The sequence below is a fragment of the Helicobacter pylori genome, from assembly GCF_030062585.1.
Classification (GTDB): Bacteria; Campylobacterota; Campylobacteria; order Campylobacterales; family Helicobacteraceae; genus Helicobacter; species Helicobacter pylori_CN.
Genome location: NZ_CP071935.1, coordinates 225296 through 250710, shown reverse-complemented (window position 1 = coordinate 250710; position 25415 = coordinate 225296). Strand labels below are relative to the sequence as shown.

Sequence of the window (25415 nt, the reverse complement as noted above, 5' to 3'; positions counted from 1 at the left end):
TTCTCACATTAAGGAGTTTTAAATGAAAAAGGTTTTTTTAGGTATGGCATTAGCCTTTAGTGTGTCTATGGCAGAAAAAAGCGGTGCGTTTTTAGGAGGGGGGTTTCAATATTCTAATTTAGAAAACCAAAACACCACCCGCACCCCAGGTGCTAACAATAACACCCCGATAGACACTTCAATGTTTGGCAGCAATCAAACAGCTCCAGCCCAAGAAACGCAAAGCGTGATCAACACCAATAATTACGGGCAAATGTATGGGGTAGATGCGATGGCAGGGTATAAGTGGTTCTTTGGCAAAACCAAACGCTTTGGCTTTAGGTCTTATGGATACTACAGCTATAACCATGCGAATTTAAGCTTTGTGGGGAGCCAGCTTGGAATCATGGAGGGCGCGTCTCAAGTGAATAACTTCACTTATGGCGTGGGCTTTGATGCGCTCTATAACTTCTATGAAAGTAAAGAGGGCTATAACACAGCAGGGTTGTTCGTGGGCTTTGGGTTAGGAGGGGATTCGTTTATCGTTCAAGGAGAGAGCTACTTGAAATCTCAAATGCACATTTGCAACAACACCGCCGGCTGTTCAGCGAGCATGAACACGAGCTATTTCCAAATGCCTGTGGAATTTGGTTTCAGGAGCAATTTTTCTAAACACAGCGGGATTGAAGTGGGCTTTAAATTGCCTTTATTCACCAACCAATTCTATAAAGAAAGAGGCGTAGATGGATCGGTAGATGTGTTCTATAAAAGGAACTTCTCTATCTATTTCAACTACATGATCAACTTCTAAGCCTTTTTCTTCTTTCCAATAGAGGGTTTTCTCTCTGTTGGTTTCTTTTTTCTTTTTTTTGCGATGTTTGTTTTGTTGTGTTGGGGGGGTTAGGTTTTTGTTTAAGAAAGTTTTTTAAAAACTAAAGAAGCGTTTAAAACAGAACCTTTTGTTTTGGGATTTGATTTTTTACTTTGGCTTGTTTTCAAAAGCCATTTTGATTTCTAAAAATAGTCTATAATGCTCGCAAGAGATATTTTTTAAGGTTATCAATGAAAGCTATAAAAATACTTTTTATAATGACACTCAGTTTAAACGCTATCAGCGTGAATAGGGCGTTGTTTGACTTAAAAGATTCGCAATTAAAAGGGGAATTAACGCCAAAAATAGTGAATTTTGGGGGTTATAAAAGCAGCACCAAAGAGTGGGGAGCTACTGCTTTAAACTATATCAATGCGGCTAATGGCGATGCGAAAAAATTCAGCGCGCTAGTGGAAAAAATGCGTTTTAACTCCGGCATCTTGGGGAATTTTAGAGCGCATGCGCGTTTAAGGCAAGCCCTAAAATTGCAAAAAAATTTGAAATATTGCCTTAAAATCATCGCTAGGGATTCTTTTTATAGCTACCGCACCGGTATTTATATCCCCTTAGGCATTTCTTTAAAAGATCAAAAAACGGCTCAAAAGATGCTCGCTGATTTGAGTGTGGTAGGGGCGTATCTTAAAAAACAACAAGAGAATGAAAAGGCTCAAAGCCCTTATTACAGGAGTAACAACTATTACAACTCTTACTATAGCCCTTATTATGGTATGTATGGCATGTATGGCATGGGCATGTATGATTTTTATGACTTTTATGATGGCATGTATGGTTTCTACCCTAACATGTTTTTCATGATGCAAGTTCAAGACTACTTGATGTTAGAAAATTACATGTATGCGCTCGATCAAGAAGAGATTTTAGACCATGACGCTTCCATTAACCAACTTGATACGCCTACTGATGATGACAGAGACGATAAAGACGATAAATCCTTACAGCAGGCAAATCTTATGAGCTTTTATCGTGATCCCAAATTCAGCAAAGGCATTCAAACCAACCGCTTGAATAGCGCTTTAGTCAATTTAGACAACAGCCGCATGCTCAAAGACAATTCGCTTTTCCACACTAAAGCCATGCCCACTAAAAGCGTGGATGCGATAACTTCTCAAGCCAAAGAGCTTAACCATTTAGTGGGGCAAATCAAAGAAATGAAGCAAGATGGGGCGATCCCTAGTAAGATTGATTCAGTGGTCAATAAAGCTATGGAAGTGAGAGACAAATTAGACAATAACTTGAACCAACTAGACAACGACTTAAAAGATCAAAAAGGGCTTTCAAGCGAGCAACAAGCCCAAGTGGATAAAGCCCTAGACAGCGTGCAACAATTAAGCCATAGCAGCGATGTGGTGGGGAATTATTTGGACGGGAGTTTGAAAATTGATGGCGATGACAGAGACGATTTGAATGATGCGATGAGTAACCCTATGCAACAACCTGCGCAACAAACGCCTATTAACAACATGGACAACACCCATGCAAATGACAGCAAAGATCAAGGGGGTAACGCACTCATAAACCCTAACAACGCCACCAACGATGATCACAACGATGATCACATGGACACTAACACCACTGACACCGGCAACGCAAACGACACCCCCACTGATGATAAAGATGCTAGCGGCAACAATACCGGCGATATGAATAACGCGGATACCGGCAACACAGACACCGGCAATACGGATACCGGTAACACTGATGATATGAGCAACATGAACAACGGCAACGATGATGCGGGTAACGCTAATGACGACATGAGCAACGGCAACGACATGGGCGATGACATGAACAACGCCAACGATATGAACGATGACATGGGTAATAGCAACGATGACATGGGCGATATGGGGGACATGAACGACGACATGGGTGGCGATATGGGAGACATGGGGGATATGGGTGGCGATATGGGGAATTGAGATTAAACCCCAACATCAAAGAGTGATAGCCAAAACTTAATATTTTTATTTATAATTCTTTTAAGGGGGATAGGGGGATACTTTGGCAATTGAATACCCCCCTTTAACCCCCAACTAACTCCCCTTAAGAACGCTTTTTAAAATCCAACCAAAGCTTTTTATTATCAAACTAGCGCAAAAAACTCCGTCCTTTAGGGTGCAAGATGTAAGCGCTTAGGCTATATTCAAGCTAACAAAATACCTCTAGTCTTTTTAGGGTAAGAAATGCCCATGCAGACCTTAAAGAGTCTTTCGCACTAGCGTTCGTTAGGAGTGCTTTAGTTAAAAAAACCCCTTGCTTTAGAAAAAGGGGGCGGTTTCACATTTTAGACGCTCAAAATTAAAATTTCTTCTTGCTCACATCTTCTAAAATATCTTGGGAGATCCCATCAATTTTAGTGCTGACTTGTAAAGAATAATTAGCGATAGTCAAATTATCCTGCACATCTTGTTGCAAAGCGTTAATGGAATTGTGGATGTTTTCTACGCCCTTGTTTTGCATTTTGATAGACTCAGCGTTATCGGCAATGCTTTGAACTAAAATATTAATATTGGCTTCAATTTCGCTGAGGGATTTTTGCGTCCTTTCAGCGAGTTTCCTCACTTCATCAGCCACCACCGCAAAGCCTCTGCCATGCTCGCCAGCTCTTGCGGCTTCAATAGCGGCGTTTAGGGCTAATAAATTCGTTTGATCAGCGATATCTCTAATCATATCCACCACGCTTTTAATGTCTTCGCCTTGAGAGATCATCTCTTGGCTTTTAGAATCAATGGTTGTGATAATATTAGTGATTTCTTCTAAGGATTGGGTAGTGTTTTTCAGGCTCCTTTCTTGTTTGTGGGCGGTTTTGGTCAAATTATCCACGCAAGTTTTTAAATCTTTGGATTCATGATTGAGCGCGTTCGCAAACCCTAAAGAAGCTTTAAGCATGCTAGAAATTTCTTGCCCTAAAGTGTTGAGCGCTTTTTCCATGTTGGCTTTAGGATCTTGGATGTGGTGGGTGAAATCCAGGTTTTTATAATGCTCTAGGGCGTTATTTAGGGATTCAATATTGGCGCCAATTTGGTTGCGGAAATACTGGATAATGCTATTAATCGTGTTTCTTAAAGCTTGCAAATCTTTATTTTTAGGCACGCATGCGATTTCTTGCGTGAAATCCCCACTTTCCACAAAATTAGCCACTTCAATGCTGTTTTGAATGGCTTTATTATCGGCTTGAATGTTTTCTTGGGTTTTAAGGATATTTTCATTGATAGAAGCTTGCATTTGCCCGATTTCATCATAAGCGCTTGGGGGCGTTAGGCTTATGGCATGGTTATTTTTGGGGTTATTGAGCAAGTTGAAAAAATCATTTAGGGTGTTATTGACCCTACTGATGCGTTTGGTTATGAGATTAGAAACGATGATAAAGACTAAAAAGGCTAACACCAGCACGCCTAAAATCAAAGTGGTGATAATAATGAATTTGGTGTTTGTCGCTTCTTTAAAGACTAAAGATTTATTGACATATTTCCCAATTGCCCAACGCCAATGATTGCCGTTATTCCCTTTTTCTTCAAAAAAATCAAAGGGCTGTATGGCTAAAAAGGTTTCTGTATTCCCGCTCAATGAATGGTAGCTCAAAGTGCCCGCTTCGTTTTTGTCATAATACTCCACAGCCTTAGCGACTCTTCTATCTGGATTGATAGCGCTTAAAATCTTATCTTGGATCTCACGATTAGGGTTGATTAAAAGCCTGCCATCTTTCCCCATTAAAAAGGTGTTGCTCTTTTTCTTGCCTACCACATCGGTATAAAAAGCGTCAATGTTTAAAAAGAAATTCAGCGCGCCTATCACATTTTGATTTTTACCCGTTAGGGGGAGGGTAATATCCATGCCATAGATTTTATCGCCATTAACCTCTTTATAATAGGGATCTGAACGGGTTATACTTTTGAGCGAATGGATTTGATTAATCATGTTTTCATTGAGCGCGGTATTAGGGTAGGCGATTTTTGAATCCATGCTCATGGCAGTGATAATTCGTTCGTTATTATTCGTATAAATCGCGCTAATCAATAACACATGAGGGTTTGCCAGCAAAAACTCAGAGAGCATGCGTCTTTTTAGGGTGTCGTTGATAGCGCTATTTTCATCGCTTAAAAATTTTTCAAGGGTGTTAGCGCCAATAAAAATGCGCTTAATGATGCCTTGAATTTTAAAACTGACTAACTGAGCCTTTTTTTGCAACAATTCTGTGGCTTGGCTTTGCAACACGCTTTCAACCTTGTAGCTGATAATAACGCCCATAACAGCGCTAATGACAATAACAACCGCACACACCATCATGACGATTTTAGAACCAATTCTTGTAGATTTCATTCTCTTTGCCCTTTTAAAACGAATTGATAGAGAATGATTATTATACATTATTTTGAAATTTTAATAAAAAAGAGAGAACAAAAAAGAGAATAAAAAAGCAGAAAATAAAGGAGAGCCAAAGCCCTCCAAAACTCCCCCAAAGAAGAGAAAAAGAAATAAAAATTACCTTTTAGAGAATTGTGGGCTTCTTCTGGCCTTTCTTTTACCATATTTTTTGCGTTCAACCACCCTTGAATCTCTGGTGAGCAAGCCCTTAGGTTTTAAAATGGCTCTAAAAGCAATATCATAAGCGTTCAAAGCTTTAGAAATGCCATGCCTTAAGGCTTCCGCTTGCGCTGAGTAGCCCCCACCAAAAACCACCGCTTTAATATCCACAGATTGCTCTTGTTTGGTTAAAAGTAAAGGTTGCATGACTTTCATTTTAATGGCCTCATGCCCACCTAACCATTGATTCAGGCTTTGCTCATTGATACTCAATTCGCCTTTACCCGGAGTGAGCCACACTTTAGCGATAGCGGTTTTTCTTTTACCGGTAGCATAGATTTTTCTCATTTAGCGTCCTTTTTGCTAGTTTGTGCGGTGTGAGGGTGCTTATCATCACGATAAACTTTGAGTTTTTTAATCATCGCTTTCCCTAATTTCGTTTTAGGGAGCATGCCCCTAACGGCTAAGTGGTAGAGCTTTTCAGGGGTTTTTTCTAGCATCTCTTGGAGAGTCTTGCTCTTGGTACTGCCAAAATAACCTGAATGGGTAAAATACTCTTTATCTTCTAATTTCATGCCTGAAAATTTAACCTTATTGGCGTTGATAACCACCACAAAATCCCCACAATCCACATTAGGGGTGTAAAAAGGGCGGTGTTTCCCTCTTAAAAGCACAGCGATTTCAGTGATCAAGCGGCCAAAAACTTTGTCTTTAGCGTCTAAAACGACCCAATCACGAACGATGTCATTGACTTTAGCAGTCTTTGTCATGAGAATCCTTTGATAAAATTAAAGCACCCATTATAAGGAAATAAACTTAAATACTGCTGAATTTAAGGAAAGTTTAAAGTTTGAAGATAGGGTTTTTTAAAAAATTTGTTTGATTGCTTTTGATTTTATGGTAAAACCCATTTCTTAAGTAAAACCCATTTCCTTAAGAGGATAGGGGGGTATTTTGAAATAACTCTCCCCCTACAACCCCCAACTAAAAACCCCCTAACCCCAAAAGACTGCTTTTAAAGAGGCTATCACTTGCTTATGCAAGCTCTTTTATTGTATTTATTTTAAAAAATACCTTTGAGCATTTTTTAATTTTGTTACTCATATTTAATAAGCCAAAGCCTTTATTTTTGCCCTTGATTAAGCCTTTCTTCTATCTTTTTGATTTGTTGGCTCATTTTAGCGCTCGCGTTGATTTGATTGATGAGCATGTAAAGGTTTATCATCATCAAAAGCACCACCACAATCCCTAAAAAAAACACGATTTGAACGGCTTTTTTAGCGATTTCTCGGGCTTCTTGTTCGTTTTGCATGCGTTTTTAATTTTCCAATTCTTCTGGGGATAAGTCTTTATAAAAGCGTTCTAATTCAAAGCTCTCGCCCAAATACGCAGCGATTTCTTGGGAATCCACAAGGGCGTTTTGCAAGCAGCTCGTCGCGCCTGGAGATGGGGTCATGTTGAAAGTGATGCCTTTATGGGTGCAAATCTTTTTTTCGCCTAATTCCAGTTTTTTCTTGGTTCTGTCTAAAACTTGCGGGCGCACTTCGCCAAAACCATGAGCGTATTCTAAATCTTCTAGACTAAGAGAGGGGATGATTTTTTGAGCGTCTTTTAAAAATTTCCTTTTACCGATAATAGGCAATTCAAAAACCATGTTTTTAAACACATAATTACGGATTTCTTTATCGCTCATCAAATCAAACGCGATCTTAAACACATCTTTATTCAAATCCATTTTCAACAATTCCAAGCTAATGCCCTTGAGCCAGCATTTGTTGCGCTCTAATTTAGGCATCGTTAAAGCGGTAGGCCCGATGCGCGTTTTACCCTTAATGACAGCATCAGGGTCGCCATGTACGGCTGCAAAAGGGAGTTTGGGGTTTTGAACGGTATAAACCTTACCCCTTAATAAATCCGGCACAAAATAAAAGCTACCCGCCACAGGCAAGCACCCTAAATCTAGGCCATAGCCCATGCTCTGAGCCAAAGGTAAAGCGTAAGAGCCGGCATTGACTAGCACGAATTTAGCATACACTTCTTCAGCGTCTTCTGAAATTACGGCGTAAGTGTCGTTGCGTTTTTCAATCTTTTTCACTTTGAAATTCAAAAACACCTGGTTGTTGGGCTTTAATTTTAAAGCTTCTTCAACGAAGTTTTCACTCAACTTCGCAAAATTCATGGTGCTCCAATCTTTTTGATAACCATGCCCGACAATGTTTTCATGCCTGTCTATGCCATTAGCCCCTAAAATCACATTAGGCTCTAATTCTTTAATCTTTTGTTTGTCAAATTCTTCCAACCCTACAAAGATTTCTTTAAAGGATTCATAGCGTTTTTTCATGAACTCGCATTCTTCATCGCCCACGCCTATAGCCATTTTCTGGGTTTCAAAAATCACTTCATTTTGCAAGCCTTTATTGAGCGCGTATTGTCTGGTTTTATAAGCGCTCAAACGCACTTTTTTAGCTTTTTCAGGAGTGTAATTCGTTTCAATAGAGCCATCATGAATGGTTTGCGAATTAGCTTTAGCGCTGGAGCTGATTTGAGCTAATTTAGAGCATTTTTCCACGATAGCCACGCGTTTTAAAGAGCTGTATTCGCTTAAAGTATAAAAGGTCGCACACCCTGAAACCCCACCTCCAATAATAACAGCATCAAATTCCATACTCATTGTCTTTCTCCAAATGTTTTAAATTGATAAATCGTAATCATAGTATAAGAAAATCAATTCGCATTCAAAGGGCTTGAAGTTTTATTGACAAAATCTTTCAAATCGCTCATTCCAAGCACCCTGTCAATCAATAATTTCTTTTTAGAAAACGCCCCATTATGTTCTTCGGCTAACCATAATGAAGTGATCACCACGCCTCCTATTTTATGGCTCAAGGTTTTAAAATGCTTTTGGGTTTGCACCGACCAAATGCTGTGAGCGACTATCGCTTGATGGTTGTATGCGCCTAAATAGAGCATGATATGCCCTTTTAAATAGATGAGCGTTCCAAAAGGCGTGGCGTTTTTAAGGATGTAGTCTTCTTTTTCTTTGGCTTTCATAGAGCTTAAATCCACATAATTGTTCGCATAACGGCTTTGCGCGTAGGAATTTCTGGGGAGCAAAATACCAAAATTAGCAAAACTATCCCTAGTGAAAGCCGAGCAATCCCTGTTACCTAATAGCCCCCCCCAGCCGTATTTTTGCCCTAGCATGGTGTCTATAAAATACGCCATGTTCTCGCTGTTAAAAGCCTTAGGGAAAACAAAAAAATCCTTTTCATCTAAGATCACGCTTTGTAAATCTGCATAACCCTTAGCGTCTCTCAAAAAACCATAGGCTTTCAATTCCTTTTTTTGGGGGTTTTGAGGTGTTTTTTGACTTTGGGGGATGAGAGTGAACAATTCGCCCACTCTGGCGTTGGTGTAAAAATCCCCATAGTCTGTATAAAGGGGGATTTTATCTTTTATAGGCATAACATAGTTTTTAAGCTTGGTTAAAAGCTCTATGTCTTTATCGCGCATGTAGGCTAAATCGCTAACTTTAATCCAGCCATAAACAAAACTGCTCTGAATGTGGGCGTAAGTTTTATCTAGATTAAAATGCGTGACTAAAACCGGTGTGCCTTGAAAAATCAGCGAATTTTGATACCTGTCAAAAGGGTAGCCTTTTGGAGAAAGATAATAAGGTTTGTTAGTAGGCACAGCCCTCACATCGCTATCTCGCACCACAACAGCCTTAATCTTAGCGCTCGGGTAATGCTCAATATCCATGCTTTTAATAAGCTCATCATTGAAAGCTTTTGCGTTGGGTTTTAGATCTTCGCCATAACCGGTGGATTTATTCATTTCCTTAAGGATCCAAAACACTTCTTTTTTATTGCTTTTGATTTTCGCATCTAGCCATGGGGAATACCACGCTTTGAGATAGTTCTCTTTTAGATTTTCTCTTAACGCTTGGGGGTCAATGCTTTGGTTATTATGACTGCCATTTTGAGAGTTTGCAAGATAGCTTGAAGCCTCTTGGGGCAAGGATAAATCTTTGAGCGTGAAATCCTTTTTCATGCAACCCACAAACAAAAACAAGAAAACTACAAGAAAATAACGCATGCTTTAGAGAACCTTAATGTCAAATGCGCAAATAGTTTCTTAAAATGCGCCCGTATTGCGGGCTTCTTAATTTTTTAATCGCAGAGCTTTCAATCTGGCGCACCCTTTCTCTAGTAACATTCAACTCCTTACCGATTTCTTCTAAAGTTCGATCGCTTTCATCGTCTAAAAGCCCAAAACGCATGCGGATCACCGCTTTTTCTCGCTCGTTCAACTGATCCAAAACGCTTTCAATTTGCGCTTTTAAATCTTCGCGCATGATGTGATCAATGGAACTAACGATATTTTTATCTTCCACGAAATCCCCAAATTTGCCGTCATCATCATTGCCGACTGGGGTTTCCAAACTGATAGGCTCTTTAGTCACCTTAATCACATTCTTCACTTTATCTAACGAAAGCCCCACTTCTTCAGCCACCACTTCTAAATCAGGCTCTTTGCCGGTTTCTTGAATGTGTTTGCGCATGACTTTATTGATGCGATTAATCGTGTCAATCATGTGAATGGGGATGCGGATAGTGCGGGCTTGATCGGCTATGGCTCTGCTGATGGCTTGCTTGATCCACCAGGTCGCATAGGTAGAAAACTTGAAGCCCTTTTCATGCTCAAACTTATCCACTGCTTTCATCAAGCCGATATTGCCCTCTTGAATCAAATCCAAGAAAGGTAAGCCTCTGCTCGTGAATCGTTTAGCGATGCTCACTACCAACCTTAAATTGGATTTAGCCATTTTGTTTTTAGCGCGATCGGAAATCAATTTCCCTCTTTTGATTTGCTCTAAAATTTCTTTTAGCTTGTTAGGGGCTAGATCAAAGCCTTCTTCGCTCGCTTCTTTAGTCAAAAAAAGCTTTTTAAGATCCATATACACGCTCACCATAGTCGCTTCTGGCACTTGAGCGATAATGTCTTCTTTAGTCATGTTGGTGATATTAGCAAGGATTTTTTTATGGTTGGCGATGAGAGTGTCATTGAATAAGGGCAGTTTGTATTCCAAGCGTTTCAACTCTTTTTCAAACCCATCGCCGCTTTTTAAAGTGGTCTCCATCGTTTTGACTAATTCATTAATCAGTTTGCTAGTAGGCTCTAAATCATAGAGTCTGTCTTTGAGCGTTTGGCGTTTGTAGGCTAGAGTCAATAAACGCACCAATTCGTCTTCTTTTTCATCTATGGGGGCTTCAAGGGCTTTAAGCCATTCTTTTTTAGCCTTGTCTAGGGCTTTAAAGCTTTCTTGAACCTTTTCTACACGCTTCTTGTCTTTTTCAGAAACGACTTTTTTCCTTTCTTCGTTTTCTTCATCTTCTTCGCTGTCATCATCTTTTTTAGAATCGCTCACGCTATTTTCATCGTCATCATCAAAGCTCCTGAAAAGCTCTTTAACCCTTCTTTCACGATTGATTAAAGCGTCTTTATACGCATAGATAAAATCAATCAAATACGGCACCGAGCAAATCGCGTCTAAGATAATGTCTTCACCCAAGCGGATTTGCTTGCTCAATTCAATCTCTTCATCTTTGCTTAAAAGTTTTATATCCCCCATTTCACGCAAATACATGCGCACCGGGCTATCGCTCCTGCTCCACTCTAAAAAATCCTTTTCTTTCAAAAAGTCATAGCCATCTTCTAATTCTTCATCTAAAACTTTTTGCTTTTCTTCGGTTTTTTTAATCTTGTCAATCGCATTGAGTTTTTTAGCGTATTCTGAAGAGCTGACCAATTTCTTTTGGTATTTTTGGCACAATTCTTTGATTTTTTTGACTTGGGCTAGAGTGGGGACTTTCGTGCTGATTTGAATGATAGACTCATAAGAAACGCAATCGCTTAAGGAATTGGCGAACAATTCTTCTAACGCCTCATTAAAACTAAGCTTTTTAACAGGAACAGGTTCTTTCGCTTTAGCTTCTTTAATTTTGCTCTCTTTGGTTTTATTGTTTTCTTTGGCTTTATTTTCTTGTGCGACTTCTGTTTTGGCTTCCTGTTTAGCTCTTTTGGGGGCTTTTTCTTCGTTAGCTTTCTTTTTCATTGGAGACTCCATAAAATAAGAACCCATGCTTTCAATCAAAAGCTAGATCCATAAGATAAGATACACCTAATCCTTTGTTATTTTACTAAAAAATAGCTTAAATTCTAATTATAAAATGAGTTTAAAATAAAATTTAAAACCCCCATTTTTTAAAAAATAGGGTTTTAATTGTTTGCGTTTGGTAAAAACAAGCCCTAAAGCTTATCTACCATGCTTTTTAAGAATTTCGCTGAAGTTTGAGCGCTTTTTTCTAAAAACGCATCAAAGCTCATGTTAGCTTCCTCATCAGCGTTATCGCTAATGCTCCTTAGCACACAGCATGGCACGCCAAATTTTTGGCACACAAACGCCACGCTCGCCCCCTCCATTTCCACCGCGCTCGCCTTAAATTCGCTAACTAAAAATTCTTTCCTTTCTTTGCTATGGACAAACTGATCGCCTGATGCGATGACGCCTTCTTTGAGCGCGATATGCTGCTCATTAGCGACTTTTTTAGCCAAAGCGTTTAAACTTTCGCTCGTTTCAATAAAAATCGCGCTTTCTGGGATGAACCCTAAAGGGTGGTTAAACGCGCTCAAATCCACGTCATGCTGGACTAATTGAGTAGCCACTAACAAATCATTGATTTTTAAATCTTTAACTAAACTTCCAGCCACCCCGCTAAAAAGCATCTTTTGAACGCCAAACGCTAAAATCATGCTCGTTGTGGTTAAGGTGGAATGCACCTTGCCAATCTTGCTATAAGCGACAATGATTTCTTTATCATTATAAACGCCTTTATGGAAAACATTCCCCCCTAAAGGGATCTCTTCAAAACCCACGCCAAACAATTCTAAAATAGGGGTTATTTCTTCTCTCATCGCCCCTAAAATGCCAATTTTTTGCACCATTTTCTCCCAATCACACGTATTCTTCTAAAAACTCAATGGCTTCATCAAGCCCTTTATTGTCCCCCACGCTTATGGTAGGCTTGTTGCTTAAGCGCTTGTTAAGCCCCTTTAACACACTCCCACAGCCTAATTCAAAAAAAACATCCACTCGGTCGTTGTTAGATTTCACGCAGTCTTGATAACGCACCGGCTGAGTGAGTTGCAAGCTCAATAATTCAACGGCTTTGGCTTTGTTATGATACGCTTCGTTAGTCGCATTGGAGATGATTTCAAAATGGAATTTATCTTTTAGGCTTTTTTCTAGCAATTCCTGGAATTTAAAAATCATAGGCTCTAAAAAAGGGCAATGGCTCGCCACGCTCATTTCTAAAAAAACCACTCTTTTAGCCCCCATTTCCTTTAAAGTCGGCTCTAGGGCTTTCAAATCGTCTTTAATCCCGGCTAAAACCACTTGCATGCCGCCATTGAAATTCGCGCACCACACATTTTTGGTTCTTTGACACAAGCTTAAAAGGCTCTCTTCAGAAACGCCCAAAACGACCATCATAGAAGCGTCTTTATTCGTGCACGCTTCTTGCATCATTTTGCCTCTTTGGTGCGTGAGTTTAAGGGCTTTTTCAAAATCTAACGCCCCGCTCAAAGACACCGCACTCACTTCGCCGAGCGAATGCCCTAAAGCGAAAACGGGTTTTAACCCCCCATTTGCTTGCTTGTTGAGTAACTGATAAGCGATATAGCTCACTAAATAAATGGCAGGCTGGGTGTAAGCGCTCTCTTTTAAAAGCTCATTTTCTTCAAAAAGCGTTTTTTTCATATCCACTTTAAGCGCGTTAGAAGCCCTTTCAAACAATTCTTTAGCTAGGGCGTGGCTTTCATAGAACGATTTTCCCATTCCTATACATTGCGAGCCTTGCCCTGGAAATAATAGCGCGTATTGCATGGTGTTATCCTTTAAGTTTTATTAATCCATAATTTGAGATTGTAATATAAAAGCCCTTAGTTTTGTTTAGAAACCATTAAAGTTTAAGGTTTATTTTAACTTATTTTTACTATAATTCTACTTTTTGAAGGACAGGTGGGTGAGTTGGCTGAAACCACATCCCTGCTAAGGATGCGTAGCCGTCAAGGTTACCGAGGGTTCGAATCCCTCCCTGTCCGCCAGCCTTTTTGCCTTTAAAAACTTTTTGTTTAGAATGTATTAACGAGAGACATATAGTTTCTAAGCATTCCTTTTACGACACTCCTTTTACAGATTTTACAAATACAAAATTTAGGTTGGGTGAAGAGAGACACCCAGCCTAAACCCTATAAGGGTTGTAAAGTGCAAAAAATATATAATTAAAGAAAGACATTAAAACGGAGTAAAAATGAAAAACCATCTGCCCTTTGATACTTTTTTAAAAAGCCTTAAGACAAGCAATAGGACTTTAGATTTTTTCACCGATTGGCAAAAGTGTCTCAAAAATAAAAATGAAACAAGTATCGCTTTAAACCACTTGAATTTTTTATTGGGGAAAGATACAAAAGAGCTTAAAAATTGCATTAAAACACTTTTTAAAGAATACCCAAAAGCTTTTAATGTTTTAAATATTCTCATTGCTGTGAGGGATAAAGATGATATAGTGCTTGATGCTAATGGCATTTTTTACCCCCTATATTCTTATTTTGAAAATGATGAAAAAGTTTATGAGTTTATTCGTCAAACGGGGTTGGAGCAAATTTTTTGCAACAGAGATATTAAAGATTTAAATGATTTTGTTTTTGGTATAGAAGTGGGGCTTGATAGCAATGCGAGAAAAAATCGTAGCGGAAAGGCTATGGAAAATCATATTAGCGGTCTTTTTGCCCAAGCTCAATTAAATTTTAAAGAACAAGTAGATATTAGAGAATTTGAGGATTTACGCCAGGCTTTTGGAAATGATACTAAAAAATTTGATTTTGTTGTTTGTGGTAAAGATAAAACTTACTTTATAGAAGCTAATTTTTATACTATTAGTGGGAGTAAGCTTAATGAGGTCGCAAGATCCTATCAAGACTTAGCTTTAAAATTTGAAGCATTCCCCAATTACGAATTTATTTGGATAACCGATGGCATAGGTTGGCTGGACGCTAAAAGCAAACTCCAAGAAGCTTACAAATCTGTAGAAATCTACAATTTGAGCAATGTAAATGATTTTATATCAAAGGCGCAAAAATGGTAATCGCGCATTCTAATGAAATCGCACGCCCCATTTTTAAAAGCCAAGACCAGCTTTTCACCCTTTATCAAGGGGATTGTAATGAGGTGTTGCCCCAATTTGAAAATGCTTTTGATTTGATTTTTGCCGATCCGCCTTATTTCCTTTCTAATGACGGCTTAAGCATACAAAGCGGTAAAATCGTGAGCGTCAATAAAGGCGATTGGGATAAAGAAGATGGGATTAATGGTATTGATGAATTTAATCACCAGTGGATAAACAACGCCAAAAAGGCTTTAAAAAACACAGGAAGCCTTTTAATCAGCGGGACTTACCACAATATCTTTTCTTTGGGGCGTATTTTACAAAAATTGGATTTTAAGATTTTAAACCTCATCACTTGGCAAAAAACCAACCCCCCGCCCAATTTTAGCTGCCGTTATTTGACGCATTCGGCTGAGCAAATCATTTGGGCGAGGAAAAGCCGCAAACACAAGCATGTTTTTAACTATGAGGTTTTAAAAAAGATCAATAATAATAAACAAATGCGTGATGTGTGGAATTTCCCAGCGATCGCTCCTTGGGAAAAAGCAAATGGCAAGCACCCCACTCAAAAACCCCTCACTTTGTTGGTGCGCTTGCTTTTAATGGCGAGCGATGAAGATTCCCTCATTGGCGATCCTTTTAGCGGGAGCTCCACCACAGGCATTGCGGCCAATCTTTTGAAAAGGGAATTTATCGGCATAGAAAAAGAAAGCGAATTTATCAAAATATCCATGAACAGAAAAATAGAATTAGACGCTCGCTATAAAGAAATCCGATCTAAAATCAAAGATTTGAATTTCCAATAAGCCTTTTTTAAAGCCACTTTAAGCGTTATACTTTTGGGATTTCACCTCAAAATGGGATTCTATTTTCACCCATTCCTTACAAAGGATATTTTCATGCCCAAAAAGCCAGTGTTTGGGGCCAATAATGATTTTTTCTGGATTTTCTATCAAATAGGCCGCCCACCAACTATAAGTGCTATTAGCGATAATGCCATGCTTGCAAGATTGCATGAGCAGCATATCCCAATACGCCTCTTCTTCTTTATCCCTAGTGGTCATGTCCATAAAAGGGTAGCCAAGATCAAGATTTTGCGTGAATGTTAAGTCTTCGCAAAACACAAAAAGCTCCATGTTTGGCACGCGCTTTGCCATATACTCAAGTGCCTTTTTTTGATAGTCAATACCAAGCTGACAGCCAATCCCCACATAATCCCCTCTTCTTATATGCACAAACACGCTGTTTTTAGCGGCTAAAATCAAAGCAAGCTTGCGGTGGTATTCTTCCTCTTTTTTTTTATTATTTCCATTTTCGGGGGGGGGGGGTAGGGTGAAGGTTTGCTTGATTAAAGAGGATATAGCATCAAAATATCGTGGATCTTGAAAATAGCCATAAAAATAAGTCAAGCGGCTTGGCTTTAGTAATTTAGGCTCGTATTCAAAAACGATTTCTTGGCTCACCCTATCAAACCCCATGCGTTTGAGCGCCTCTCTTACTAGCTTGGGGAGGTGTTGCATTTTAGCTATAGCGATTTCTTTTTCACTCGCATAGGGCAAATCAATAGGGAAAAGCTCTAATTGCATTTTCCTATCACTCCCATCAAAAGAAGTAATATCCAATAGCACGGGCGTATTAAGGTGTTTTTGCAAACTTTTAGCGAAAGCGTATTGGAACATTTGATTCCCAAGCCCCCCACAAATTTGCACCACCTTAAAAGCCATTCAATCCCTTTATTTTCAAATGAAACGCTCATTTTAGCTCATTTTAAAGCCCTTTTTCAATAAAAACCTAAAAAGTGGGGTAACGCTTTCAAATCATTTGAATTTTTTATTTGAAAAAGACGCGTATGAGGGTTCTAGCAAGCGTTCTTGGTATTCTAAAAGAATCCTGTCTTCGCTATTGAGCGAGTAGGCTTCATCGTATTTGCGCTTGATGATGCCCTTTAAAATGGTGTGCTGGACCTGGTATTTATCTTCTTTAAGCATTTCATCGACTAAAGCGTAAAGCTGAATGTCTTGAATGAGTAAATCTGAAATTTTAACGCTCTCTTTATCAAACAATTCTTCATTAGCGCAATATTCATTCACTAAAATAAGCACTCGGTTATACACATCCGATGCGATTTTAGCGTTTAGGGTTCTATAAATGTAGTCTTTGATTTTTTTGAGTTGCTCTTCTAAATCTTCACTGGCCTTGCTCGCTAAGGCTAAAATACTTAAAATTTGAACTAGAGTCATCATTTTATGGCTTAAAGAACGGGTGCGCCATTTAATGAGAAGGCGCATGAAATAAGACATTTTGATAGAAAGGCTACAGGGGAGGGTGTTTTTCTTGGGTTTTGGCATGTTTAGTTTCTTTTAAAAAAGGATTTTGTGGTTTAATTATATAACTTTAAAATTAAATCTAGGAGTATAGAGATGAAAACATTCAAAAAAGGCGTGGTATTAGACGCTAAAAGCGTGGGGTTAAAAGCACTAGAAGTTTTAAAAGAAGTAGCGGATTTTGATTTTTATGAGGTTACTTCGCCCAGTCAAATCGTTGAACGTTGCAAAGACGCTGAGATTGTAGTGCTGAATAAAGTCGTTATCACCCAAGAGATTTTAAGCCAATTGCCCAAACTCAAACTCATTTGCATCACCGCTACAGGCACGGATAATGTGGATATAAAAAGCGCGAAAGCTTTAGGCATAGAAGTCAAAAATGTGAGCGCTTATTCTACAGAATCTGTAGCCCAGCACACTTTAGCGTGCGCGTTGTCTTTGTTGGGGAGGATCAATGATTACGATCGTTATTGCAAAAGCGGGGAATATAGCCAAAGCGATATTTTTACGCACATTAGCGATATGAAAATGGGGCTTATTAAAGGGAGTCAATGGGGGGTTATTGGTTTAGGCACAATCGGTAAAAGAGTCGCCAAACTCGCTCAAGCTTTCGGGGCAAAGGTGGTGTATTATTCCCCTAAAGATAAAAAAGAAGAGTATGAGCGCTTGAGCTTAAAAGATCTGCTCACAACAAGCGATATTATCAGCATTCATGCCCCCCTAAATGAAAGCACGCGCGATTTAATCGCTCTGAAAGAATTGCAAAGCCTAAAAGAAGGGGCGATTTTAATCAATGTGGGGCGTGGGGGCATTGTGAATGAAAAGGATTTGGCTTTAACTTTAGAAACCAAAGATTTGTATTACGCGAGCGATGTGTTTGTGAAAGAGCCTTTTGAAAAAGATCATGCGTTTTTGAACCCAAAGATCCAAAACAAATTGCTTTTAACCCCCCATATCGCATGGGCGTATAGCGACAGCTTGAAAACCTTGGTGGAAAGAACCAAAGAAAATATCCAAGATTTTTTAGCTTCTCAAAAATAAACGCAAAAAAAAAGGGGGGGGGGTTTAATTGTTGGGCTTTTCTCCCCTTTTTACCATCAAATAAAATCTAAAAAAAGGGGTAAGGTTCAATCGTTTTTAACCCAATTAAGAAAAAACCTTTAGGTGGATTGGCCCAAAGGCTTTTATTAAAGGAGACGATCACATCTTAGAAATATCAATTTTAAAGGTGTGGATTTCATCTTCTAAAAAGACTTTAACCACCACCACGCCCGGGGTTTTAAGGTTTTTGGTATCCACTACCACAAACCCTCCTCTAGCCTTACCTTCAACATTAAGGGTGTTGTTTTTAAGATAATTGATCGCTAGGATTTTTAAAGCTTGGCGGCTTTCTTGCATGACTTCTTGCTCTTCTACATCATCCATCATCATCATGCCAAAGCCCGGCCCATACATGCCCATTCCCCCATACATCATGCCGTTATAAGCTAAAAAACTCCCTTGCCCGTAATAAAACATAGGCGGGGTGATCATATTGATATTATCAATAGGGGCGGTCGGCACGCTGATATTAAAGCTTTGTAAAATGCCCTCAAAATCAAAACTGGATTTCATCACCTGTCTCAAGCTTAAGACCGGTAAATTCGTTTGGTTGATAGACACCGAAATGGCTTTACGGCTAAACACCACAGGATTTCCCTCTATAACTTGCGCCGCTACATACAGCACTAAGGGGGATTCATTCAAACCTTTCAATTTGCTTTGAGCGATTTCTAGCTGGACTTTAGACTTGGCTTGCGTGGAGGTCATCACTTGAATCCCATTATTATAGGAAGTAACATGTTCAGGCGTGATCTTATAGCTCGCGCAACCACTTATCAGTAAGGCTATCGCTACTAAAACGATTTTTTTCATTCAAACTCCTTTCATTCAGTTTAATTTTCGTTTAGAATTTCCTTATTATAGTGTAGTTTGACTTAAAATTAAGATTTTATCAGGAATAAGGGCTTAAAAAAGATTTAATGTAGGCTTTCTAACCACAAAAGAATAGAAGATTTGATCTCATTGAGTTTTAAAACTTCTTGGTGTTTGATTCCTCTTTCAAACAAGTCATCAAGGCGTTGGCTATCCGGGGTATTGTAGTTGTTTTTTAGCGCTTCTAGGGCGGTTTTATCGTCTTTTTTTTGCTCGTTTAGGGCTAAAAGGGTGGTGCTAGGGAATTTTTCATAAGAGGCGGTGGCAGAAACAAGGGTTTTTTCATTAGTTTTCAAGCTAGCGTTTAAAGCGGTGGCGGTGTGGGGGTCAATCAGGTATTGGTGCTCTGCATAAACTTCTTGGATGGTTTTCAAACAGGCTTCATCTGAGCAACTCGCGCAAGAAAAATGCTCCTGTAAAAGGGCTAATTCTTTAGGCTTTAAGGCATAAAATTTCTCTTCTTCTAAAGCTTGCATCAATTCTAGCGTGCGTTCAAACCCAAAAAGGCTAAAAAGCGCCCTTTCCACATTAGAGCTTTTTAAAATATCCATAGCCGGCGAGAAAGTTTGCTTTAAAGAGCGGTGGGTTAAATCGTAACGCCCTGTCTCTATAAACTCCCTTAAAACATCATTGCTGTTGGTTACGACCTTGATTTTAGCGATATTCAAGCCCATTTTTTTGGCATAAAACGCCCCTAAAGCGTTCCCAAAATTACCGCTGGGTATGGCTAGGGTGATTTTTTCTTTAGAATTGATCGCGCCTTTTTTATACAATTCCAAAAAACCCCAAATATGATAGACGATTTGAAAAGCGATGCGCCCAAAATTCACGGAATTAGCCACGCTTAATTTTAATTGGTGCGCTTTTAAAGCGTCGTTAAAATCATCGTCTTTTAAAAGGTTTTTGAGCGCATTTTGCGCATCATCAAAATCCCCACTGATCCCAAAGACCTTTAAATTGCTAGCGCTTTGGGTAACCATTTGGAGTTTTTGGACCAAACTCGTGCCATCTTTGGGGTATAAACACACCACAAAAACATTAGGCATGCCCGCCAAACTTTCTAAAGTCGCAGGGCCGGTATCCCCACTTGTGGAAACGAGCATTAAATACTTTTCGTTTTTCCCTACCGCTAGATTAGAAAACAAGCTCGCTAAAGGCTGTAACGCCATGTCTTTAAACGCCAAACTAGGCCCATGGTAGAGCTCTTGGACAAAAAGCCTTTCATTGAGTGCAAAAATAGGGGCTGGATTTTTAGGGTTATCAAAATTTTCATAGCGTTTTAAAGCGTCTGTCAATAAACCCTTAGGAATCTCTAAACCCAACCGCTCAAACACGCATTCTACTAGCTCGTTATAGCTCAGATTCAAACAATCTTGCCATTCTAGCGTTTCAAAATTTTCTAAAGTGTAAAGCCCGCCTTTGGGGGCGTTGGGGTTTAATATTGCTTCAATAAAATCAATCTTTTTTTCTTTCAAAGAGCGCGTGGGGACAAAAGGCATAATGATTCCTTTTTATATTTGGATAATTTCAAGTCGTAGCATACCCTAAAAGAGCGAATGCAACCTTAAAACAATTTTTTAATGAGAATGGTTGATCGCTTTTTTTTATTCAGTTTAATTTTGGATTTATGCTTATAATACTATAATGCGGTTTAAAATTTTGCCGCAAATGGGCAAAAAATTCATCATAGTAAGGTTGTGTTTTGTCTAAAGGTTTGAGTATCGGTAATAAAATCATATTGTGGGTGGCGTTGATTGTGATCGTGTGCGTGAGCATTTTAGGGGTGTCCTTAAACAGCAGGGTGAAAGAGATTTTAAAAGAAAACACCTTGCGTTCTATGCAAGATAGTTTGCATTTTAAGGTTAAGGAAGTGCAAGGGGTTTTGGAAAACACTTATACGAGCATGGGCATTGTCAAAGAAATGCTCCCTAAAGACACCAAAAGAGAAATCAAAATCCACTTGTTAAAAAACTTCATTTTAGCCAATTCGCATGTCGCTGGGGTGAGCATATTTTTTAAAAACAGAGAAGATTTAAGATTAACGCTTTTAAGGGATAACGATACGATTAAATTAATGGAAAATCCGTCATTGGGGAATAACCCTTTAGCGCAAAAAGCGATGAAAAATAAAGAAATTTCTAAAAGCTTGCCTTATTATAGGAAAATGCCTAATGGGGCGGAAGTTTATGGGGTTGATATTCTTTTACCTTTATTGAATGAAAACACTCAAGAGGCTGTAGGGGCTTTGATGATTTTCTTTTCTATTGACAGCTTCAGTAATGAAATCACTAAAAACAGGAGCGATTTGTTTTTAATTGGCGTTAAGGGTAAAGTGCTTTTGAGCGCGAATAAGAGTTTGCAAGACAAATCTATCGCAGAAATTTATAAGAGCGTGCCTAAAGCCACCAACGAAGTGCTGGCAATTTTAGAAAACGGCTCTAAAGCGACTTTAGAATACCTGGATCCCTTTAGCCATAAGGAAAATTTTTTAGCCGTTGAAACCTTTAAAATGCTAGGCAAAACAGAAAGTAAAGACAATCTTAATTGGATGATCGCTTTAATCATTGAAAAAGACAAGGTCTATGAGCAAGTAGGATCGGTGCGTTTTGTGGTGATTGTAGCGAGCGCTATCATGGTGTTAGCCTTGATTATAGCGATCACTCTCTTAATGCGAACGATTGTGAGCAATCGTTTGGAAGTCGTTTCTAGCACCTTATCTCATTTCTTCAAATTATTGAACAATCAAGCCAATTCCAGCGGTATTAAATTGGTTGAAGCGAAATCTAATGACGAATTAGGGCGCATGCAAACAGCGATCAATAAAAATATCTTGCAAACCCAAAAAACCATGCAAGAAGACAGGCAAGCCGTCCAAGACACCATTAAAGTGGTTTCAGACGTGAAAGCAGGGAATTTTGCGGTGCGCATCACGGCTGAGCCCGCAAGCCCTGATTTGAAAGAATTGAGGGACGCGCTAAATGGGATCATGGATTATTTGCAAGAAAGCGTAGGGACTCACATGCCAAGCATTTTCAAAATCTTTGAAAGCTATTCTGGTTTGGATTTTAGAGGCCGAATCCAAAACGCTTCGGGTAGGGTGGAATTGGTTACCAACGCTTTAGGGCAAGAAATCCAAAAAATGCTAGAAACTTCGTCTAATTTTGCCAAAGATTTAGCGAACGATAGCGCGAATTTAAAAGAATGCGTGCAAAATTTAGAAAAGGCTTCAAACTCCCAACACAAAAGCTTGATGGAAACTTCTAAAACGATAGAAAATATCACCACTTCCATTCAAGGCGTGAGCTCTCAAAGTGAAGCCATGATTGAACAAGGGCAAGACATTAAAAGCATTGTAGAAATCATTAGAGATATTGCCGATCAAACCAATCTTTTAGCCCTAAACGCCGCTATTGAAGCCGCAAGAGCCGGCGAGCATGGCAGAGGCTTTGCGGTAGTGGCTGATGAGGTGAGAAAGCTCGCTGAAAGGACGCAAAAATCGCTCAGCGAAATTGAAGCTAATATCAATATCCTCGTTCAAAGCATTTCAGACACGAGCGAAAGCATTAAAAATCAGGTTAAAGAAGTGGAAGAAATCAACGCTTCTATTGAAGCCTTAAGATCAGTTATTGAGGGCAATCTAAAAATCGCTAGCGATTCGTTAGAAATCAGTCAAGAAATTGACAAAGTCTCTAACGATATTTTAGAAGATGTGAATAAAAAGCAGTTTTAATGCTCATTCATATTTGTTGCTCAGTGGATAATCTCTATTTTTTAAAAAAGGCTAAAGAGGCTTTTGCGGGTGAAAAAATCATAGGGTTTTTTTATAACCCCAATATCCACCCTTATAGCGAATACTTGTTGCGTTTAGAAGACGTGAAACGCACTTGCGAGATGCTAGGAATTGAATTGCTTGAGGGCGATTATGAATTAGAAAAATTTTTAGATAAAGCTAAGGGTAAGGAATTGTTAGGGGAAAAAAGCGAACGCTGTTTTGAGTGCTTTGATTTACGCTTAGAAGCGAGCGCGTTGAAAGCCTTTGAATTAGGAGAAGAAAAATTCACCACCACCTTACTCACAAGCCCTAAAAAAGACCCTAACCAGCTCATCGCTAAGGGACAACACATCGCGCAAAGGCACAATTTGGAATTTGTTGTGTTTAGAAACGATAATTTTGAACATTTCAAGAGCGAGTTGGATTTAAACTTGCAAGCTTTGGCGAGAGAAAATGAGCTTTATCGGCAAAATTATTGCGGTTGCCAATTCGCTTTAAAAATCCAAAAAGAATCCCAAAACAGAAGCCCCTTTGAGCTTTACTCGCCTTTAAAACGCCAGATTTTACCCGCAAGTATTGAAGAAAGGACGCAAGTTTTTAGAACATTAGAAACAGCTAAAAAGAATGGCAATAAGCCTTTTTTAGCCCAAAAAACGATCGCAACTTACCGCTTATTGAATGGGGGCGTGTGGCTTTCTAAAAATTCAAACCCCTTGAATTGCTACATTCTAGCGCGCTCTAAAAGCAAGGCTAAGGTTAGGATCAACGATTTAAGGTGGGTTTTTTCTCAGCGTTTAAGCGCTCTAGTGGGCTATAGCCAAAGAGATGAAACCCTGTTTTTAACTTTAGAGGGCCTTAATACCCTTATGGCAAAAAACTACGATACTTTAAAAGAGTTAAACCTTAACCCCTTAAGTTATGAAGAAGAGTTGTCTTTAAGGGCGTTAGTGAGCGGGAGCGAGAGTATTAACCCTATTATCGTGCTAGAAGAACGCACAGAAAAGACCCTTTTTGTAGAAATTAAAAGTATTTTTCAAGAAGAAAAGGTGTTTTATTTGCTCTAAGCTAAATTTTAAAATATAGCGTTGCGTGTAAGTAGGGTTATAGTAAAAACATGCAAGTAATTTAAAGTTAATTTAAGATAATTAGGCACAATAGCCGTAAAAAGTTTAAGGCTGTATTTGAAAACTCTATTTAGTATTTATCTCTTTTTATCGTTGAATCCACTCTTTTTAGAAGCTAATGAAATCACTTGGTCTAAATTCTTAGAAAATTTTAAAAACAAGAATGACGATGACAAACCCAAACCCCTAACTATTGATAAAAACAATGAAAAACAGCAAATCTTAGACAAAAACCAGCAAATCTTAAAAAGGGCTTTAGAAAAAAGCCTTAAATTTTTCTTTATTTTTGGGTACAACTATTCGCAAGCCACTTTTTCAACTTCTAATCAAAGCTTGACTTTTGTAGCCAATAGTATAGGGTTTAACACCGCTACCGGTTTAGAGCATTTTTTAAGAAACCACCCTAAAGTCGGTTTTAGAATCTTTAGCGTCTATAACTATTTCCATTCTGTTTCGCTCTCCCAGCCTCAAATCCTAATGGTGCAAAATTATGGGGGCGCGTTAGATTTTTCTTGGATTTTTGTAGATAAAAATATTTATCGTTTTAGGAGTTATTTAGGGATCGCTTTAGAACAAGGGGTGTTGTTAGTGGATACGATTAAAACCGGTGCTATCACAACGATTATCCCAAGAACCAAGAAAACCTTTTTTCAAGTCCCTTTGCGTTTTGGTTTTATCGTGGATTTTATCGGCTATTTGTCTTTGCAGTTAGGGATTGAAATGCCCTTAGTGAGAAATGTTTTTTACACCTACAATAACCATCAAGAAAGATTCAAGCCACGATTTAACGCTAATCTTTCTTTAATCGTTTCGTTTTAATCCCCCTTTTCCCCTTTTAAATAAGCCCATGATTTTCCTAGGGTATTTCAAAAACATGGAAAAAACATTCGCTTGAATGCCGTTTTCTTTACATGCTCTTATGTTTTCTTTATTCCTTAATAAAAGGCTTTTAAACCCGCTCGTGCTAACTCCCCCGGTGCGCATCACCACTAACACTTCTTTCAAGTAAGAAAAGCTTATTTTTTGCACCACAAACAAGCGGATGATCATCTCAAAATCCGCTGAAATTTTATAATCGGTTTTGTATAGCCCGTAGCGTTCATGAATGGCTTTTTTAACAAAGAGCGTGGGGTGGGCTGGCACCACGCCATAAAGCAAGGTTTTAGGGTTAAACTCCCCGCTTTCATAATAACGGACCACTTTTTCTAAACGATCCGGTTTGACAAAAACCAGATCCGCATACACGCTATCGCAATTTTTGTTTTCAAACTCATGCACCACTTTTTCTATCACAAACTCATCAATATAAAAATCATCGCTATTCAATAAAGCGATAATATCCCCACTAGAACGCTTTATGCCTTTATTCATAGCGTCATAAATGCCCTTATCTTTTTCACTCACCACGCAAGCGATTCTATCCTTATATTTTTGGATGATTTCTAAAGTGCTATCCGTGCTAGCCCCGTCTATAATGATGTATTCAATGTTTTTATAAGTTTGATGAAGCACGGAAAGAATGGTGTCTTCAATGGTTTTTTCGCTATTAAAACACGCCGTGATCACAGAAACTTTTAACAATCCAACCCTTTTTTA

General features: G+C 38.8%; 22 protein-coding genes and 1 tRNA gene. 9 read left to right on the top strand and 14 right to left on the bottom strand.

The window, feature by feature from the left end; genetic code table 11:
* Positions 1 to 22: 22 nt before the first annotated feature.
* Together J5F42_RS01175 and J5F42_RS01170 are read left to right on the top strand one after the other, a co-directional pair.
* A complete protein-coding gene (locus J5F42_RS01175) occupies positions 23 to 790 on the top strand; it encodes an outer membrane protein (protein WP_080131597.1) in 768 nt (255 codons plus the stop codon).
* A gap of 251 nt (positions 791 to 1041) precedes the next feature.
* Positions 1042 to 2790 (top strand): dentin sialophosphopreproprotein, encoded by a 1749-nt coding sequence (locus tag J5F42_RS01170; RefSeq protein WP_097699819.1) that lies wholly within the window; start codon positions 1042 to 1044, stop codon positions 2788 to 2790.
* A 379-nt stretch (positions 2791 to 3169) separates the two neighbouring features.
* On the opposite strand, the gene tlpC is transcribed toward J5F42_RS01170, so the two are convergent.
* The 9 genes from tlpC to fabD all read right to left on the bottom strand — a co-directional run bounded on the left by tlpC (position 3170) and on the right by fabD (position 13343).
* Positions 3170 to 5191 carry a methyl-accepting chemotaxis protein TlpC gene (gene tlpC / locus J5F42_RS01165; RefSeq protein ID WP_097699820.1) on the bottom strand — a complete coding sequence of 674 codons (2022 nt, stop codon included), beginning with the start codon at positions 5189 to 5191 and terminating at the stop codon, positions 3170 to 3172.
* 162 nt (positions 5192 to 5353) lie between these two features.
* Positions 5354 to 5743, bottom strand: a complete 390-nt coding sequence (gene rpsI / locus J5F42_RS01160) for a 30S ribosomal protein S9 (protein WP_001227269.1) — start codon at positions 5741 to 5743, stop codon at positions 5354 to 5356.
* Positions 5740 to 6165: a 50S ribosomal protein L13 gene (gene rplM, locus J5F42_RS01155; RefSeq protein WP_000167675.1), complete on the bottom strand. Its 426-nt coding sequence runs from the start codon at positions 6163 to 6165 to the stop codon at positions 5740 to 5742. The genes rpsI and rplM overlap by 4 nt, the downstream gene beginning before the upstream one ends.
* A 353-nt stretch (positions 6166 to 6518) precedes the next feature.
* Entirely contained in the window at positions 6519 to 6707 is a 189-nt protein-coding gene (locus tag J5F42_RS01150) for a DUF5408 family protein (RefSeq protein WP_001178798.1), read from the bottom strand.
* A 6-nt stretch (positions 6708 to 6713) separates the two neighbouring features.
* Complete coding sequence (locus tag J5F42_RS01145; protein ID WP_039081980.1) at positions 6714 to 8066, bottom strand: FAD-dependent oxidoreductase; 1353 nt, start codon at positions 8064 to 8066, stop codon at positions 6714 to 6716.
* A 53-nt stretch (positions 8067 to 8119) separates the two neighbouring features.
* The gene (locus J5F42_RS01140; RefSeq protein WP_097699678.1) at positions 8120 to 9493 is read right to left on the bottom strand and encodes an SH3 domain-containing C40 family peptidase; all 1374 of its coding nucleotides are present in this window, start codon (positions 9491 to 9493) and stop codon (positions 8120 to 8122) included.
* A gap of 19 nt (positions 9494 to 9512) precedes the next feature.
* Positions 9513 to 11540, bottom strand: a complete 2028-nt coding sequence (rpoD, locus tag J5F42_RS01135) for an RNA polymerase sigma factor RpoD (protein ID WP_198973083.1) — start codon at positions 11538 to 11540, stop codon at positions 9513 to 9515.
* A 167-nt stretch (positions 11541 to 11707) separates the two neighbouring features.
* The gene (locus tag J5F42_RS01130; RefSeq protein ID WP_283491411.1) at positions 11708 to 12403 is read right to left on the bottom strand and encodes a 5'-methylthioadenosine/adenosylhomocysteine nucleosidase; all 696 of its coding nucleotides are present in this window, start codon (positions 12401 to 12403) and stop codon (positions 11708 to 11710) included.
* A 10-nt stretch (positions 12404 to 12413) separates the two neighbouring features.
* Entirely contained in the window at positions 12414 to 13343 is a 930-nt protein-coding gene (gene fabD, locus J5F42_RS01125) for an ACP S-malonyltransferase (protein ID WP_120834288.1), read from the bottom strand.
* A 129-nt stretch (positions 13344 to 13472) separates the two neighbouring features.
* Between fabD and J5F42_RS01120 the strand changes: the two genes are divergently transcribed.
* The 3 genes from J5F42_RS01120 (at position 13473) to J5F42_RS01110 (ending at position 15431) form a co-directional block, all read left to right on the top strand.
* Positions 13473 to 13564: transfer RNA gene (locus tag J5F42_RS01120), tRNA-Ser, on the top strand.
* A 206-nt stretch (positions 13565 to 13770) separates the two neighbouring features.
* On the top strand, positions 13771 to 14604 hold the full coding sequence (locus J5F42_RS01115) for a type II restriction endonuclease (protein WP_283491410.1): 834 nt from the start codon (positions 13771 to 13773) through the stop codon (positions 14602 to 14604).
* Positions 14598 to 15431: a DNA-methyltransferase gene (locus J5F42_RS01110; RefSeq protein ID WP_283491409.1), complete on the top strand. Its 834-nt coding sequence runs from the start codon at positions 14598 to 14600 to the stop codon at positions 15429 to 15431. The genes J5F42_RS01115 and J5F42_RS01110 overlap by 7 nt, the downstream gene beginning before the upstream one ends.
* An 18-nt stretch (positions 15432 to 15449) precedes the next feature.
* Here the strand turns inward: J5F42_RS01110 and J5F42_RS01105 are convergent, their stop codons facing one another.
* Complete coding sequence (locus tag J5F42_RS01105) at positions 15450 to 16349, bottom strand: alpha-1,2-fucosyltransferase (RefSeq protein ID WP_346772046.1); 900 nt, start codon at positions 16347 to 16349, stop codon at positions 15450 to 15452.
* Between the two features lie 93 nt (positions 16350 to 16442).
* Positions 16443 to 16973 (bottom strand): hypothetical protein, encoded by a 531-nt coding sequence (locus J5F42_RS01100; protein ID WP_001125781.1) that lies wholly within the window; start codon positions 16971 to 16973, stop codon positions 16443 to 16445.
* 72 nt (positions 16974 to 17045) lie between these two features.
* Between J5F42_RS01100 and J5F42_RS01095 the strand changes: the two genes are divergently transcribed.
* Positions 17046 to 17990 carry a D-2-hydroxyacid dehydrogenase gene (locus J5F42_RS01095; protein ID WP_283491408.1) on the top strand — a complete coding sequence of 315 codons (945 nt, stop codon included), beginning with the start codon at positions 17046 to 17048 and terminating at the stop codon, positions 17988 to 17990.
* Positions 17991 to 18149: 159 nt separating this feature from the next.
* On the opposite strand, the gene J5F42_RS01090 is transcribed toward J5F42_RS01095, so the two are convergent.
* On the bottom strand, positions 18150 to 18863 hold the full coding sequence (locus J5F42_RS01090; RefSeq protein ID WP_000725087.1) for a hypothetical protein: 714 nt from the start codon (positions 18861 to 18863) through the stop codon (positions 18150 to 18152).
* A 104-nt stretch (positions 18864 to 18967) separates the two neighbouring features.
* A complete protein-coding gene (gene thrC / locus J5F42_RS01085) occupies positions 18968 to 20422 on the bottom strand; it encodes a threonine synthase (RefSeq protein WP_283491407.1) in 1455 nt (484 codons plus the stop codon).
* A gap of 203 nt (positions 20423 to 20625) precedes the next feature.
* Here thrC and tlpA point away from each other — a divergent pair, with 203 nt between their 5' ends.
* The 3 genes from tlpA to J5F42_RS01070 all read left to right on the top strand — a co-directional run bounded on the left by tlpA (position 20626) and on the right by J5F42_RS01070 (position 24638).
* Entirely contained in the window at positions 20626 to 22653 is a 2028-nt protein-coding gene (gene tlpA / locus J5F42_RS01080; protein WP_283491406.1) for a methyl-accepting chemotaxis protein TlpA, read from the top strand.
* Positions 22653 to 23759: an epoxyqueuosine reductase QueH gene (locus tag J5F42_RS01075; RefSeq protein WP_283491405.1), complete on the top strand. Its 1107-nt coding sequence runs from the start codon at positions 22653 to 22655 to the stop codon at positions 23757 to 23759. The genes tlpA and J5F42_RS01075 overlap by 1 nt, the downstream gene beginning before the upstream one ends.
* 117 nt (positions 23760 to 23876) lie before the next feature.
* Complete coding sequence (locus J5F42_RS01070; RefSeq protein WP_283491404.1) at positions 23877 to 24638, top strand: outer membrane beta-barrel protein; 762 nt, start codon at positions 23877 to 23879, stop codon at positions 24636 to 24638.
* On the opposite strand, the gene J5F42_RS01065 is transcribed toward J5F42_RS01070, so the two are convergent.
* On the bottom strand, positions 24621 to 25400 hold the full coding sequence (locus J5F42_RS01065; protein ID WP_097699538.1) for a glycosyltransferase family 2 protein: 780 nt from the start codon (positions 25398 to 25400) through the stop codon (positions 24621 to 24623). The two genes, J5F42_RS01070 and J5F42_RS01065, sit on opposite strands and share 18 nt — an antisense overlap.
* Between the last annotated feature and the right edge of the window lie 15 nt (positions 25401 to 25415).

Coding starts and splice junctions, on each gene's coding strand:
- J5F42_RS01115 (WP_283491410.1), top strand. CDS start 13,771: ATGAAAAACCATCTGCCCTTTGATACTTTTTTAAAAAGCCTTAAGACA.
- J5F42_RS01110 (WP_283491409.1), top strand. CDS start 14,598: ATGGTAATCGCGCATTCTAATGAAATCGCACGCCCCATTTTTAAAAGC.
- J5F42_RS01145 (WP_039081980.1), bottom strand. CDS start 8,066: ATGAGTATGGAATTTGATGCTGTTATTATTGGAGGTGGGGTTTCAGGG.
- J5F42_RS01140 (WP_097699678.1), bottom strand. CDS start 9,493: ATGCGTTATTTTCTTGTAGTTTTCTTGTTTTTGTTTGTGGGTTGCATG.
- tlpC (WP_097699820.1), bottom strand. CDS start 5,191: ATGAAATCTACAAGAATTGGTTCTAAAATCGTCATGATGGTGTGTGCG.
- J5F42_RS01150 (WP_001178798.1), bottom strand. CDS start 6,707: ATGCAAAACGAACAAGAAGCCCGAGAAATCGCTAAAAAAGCCGTTCAA.
- rpsI (WP_001227269.1), bottom strand. CDS start 5,743: ATGAGAAAAATCTATGCTACCGGTAAAAGAAAAACCGCTATCGCTAAA.
- rplM (WP_000167675.1), bottom strand. CDS start 6,165: ATGACAAAGACTGCTAAAGTCAATGACATCGTTCGTGATTGGGTCGTT.
- J5F42_RS01170 (WP_097699819.1), top strand. CDS start 1,042: ATGAAAGCTATAAAAATACTTTTTATAATGACACTCAGTTTAAACGCT.
- J5F42_RS01100 (WP_001125781.1), bottom strand. CDS start 16,973: ATGCCAAAACCCAAGAAAAACACCCTCCCCTGTAGCCTTTCTATCAAA.
- J5F42_RS01095 (WP_283491408.1), top strand. CDS start 17,046: ATGAAAACATTCAAAAAAGGCGTGGTATTAGACGCTAAAAGCGTGGGG.
- fabD (WP_120834288.1), bottom strand. CDS start 13,343: ATGCAATACGCGCTATTATTTCCAGGGCAAGGCTCGCAATGTATAGGA.
- J5F42_RS01130 (WP_283491411.1), bottom strand. CDS start 12,403: ATGGTGCAAAAAATTGGCATTTTAGGGGCGATGAGAGAAGAAATAACC.
- J5F42_RS01090 (WP_000725087.1), bottom strand. CDS start 18,863: ATGAAAAAAATCGTTTTAGTAGCGATAGCCTTACTGATAAGTGGTTGC.
- J5F42_RS01175 (WP_080131597.1), top strand. CDS start 23: ATGAAAAAGGTTTTTTTAGGTATGGCATTAGCCTTTAGTGTGTCTATG.
- thrC (WP_283491407.1), bottom strand. CDS start 20,422: ATGCCTTTTGTCCCCACGCGCTCTTTGAAAGAAAAAAAGATTGATTTT.
- J5F42_RS01105 (WP_346772046.1), bottom strand. CDS start 16,349: ATGGCTTTTAAGGTGGTGCAAATTTGTGGGGGGCTTGGGAATCAAATG.
- J5F42_RS01075 (WP_283491405.1), top strand. CDS start 22,653: ATGCTCATTCATATTTGTTGCTCAGTGGATAATCTCTATTTTTTAAAA.
- rpoD (WP_198973083.1), bottom strand. CDS start 11,540: ATGGGTTCTTATTTTATGGAGTCTCCAATGAAAAAGAAAGCTAACGAA.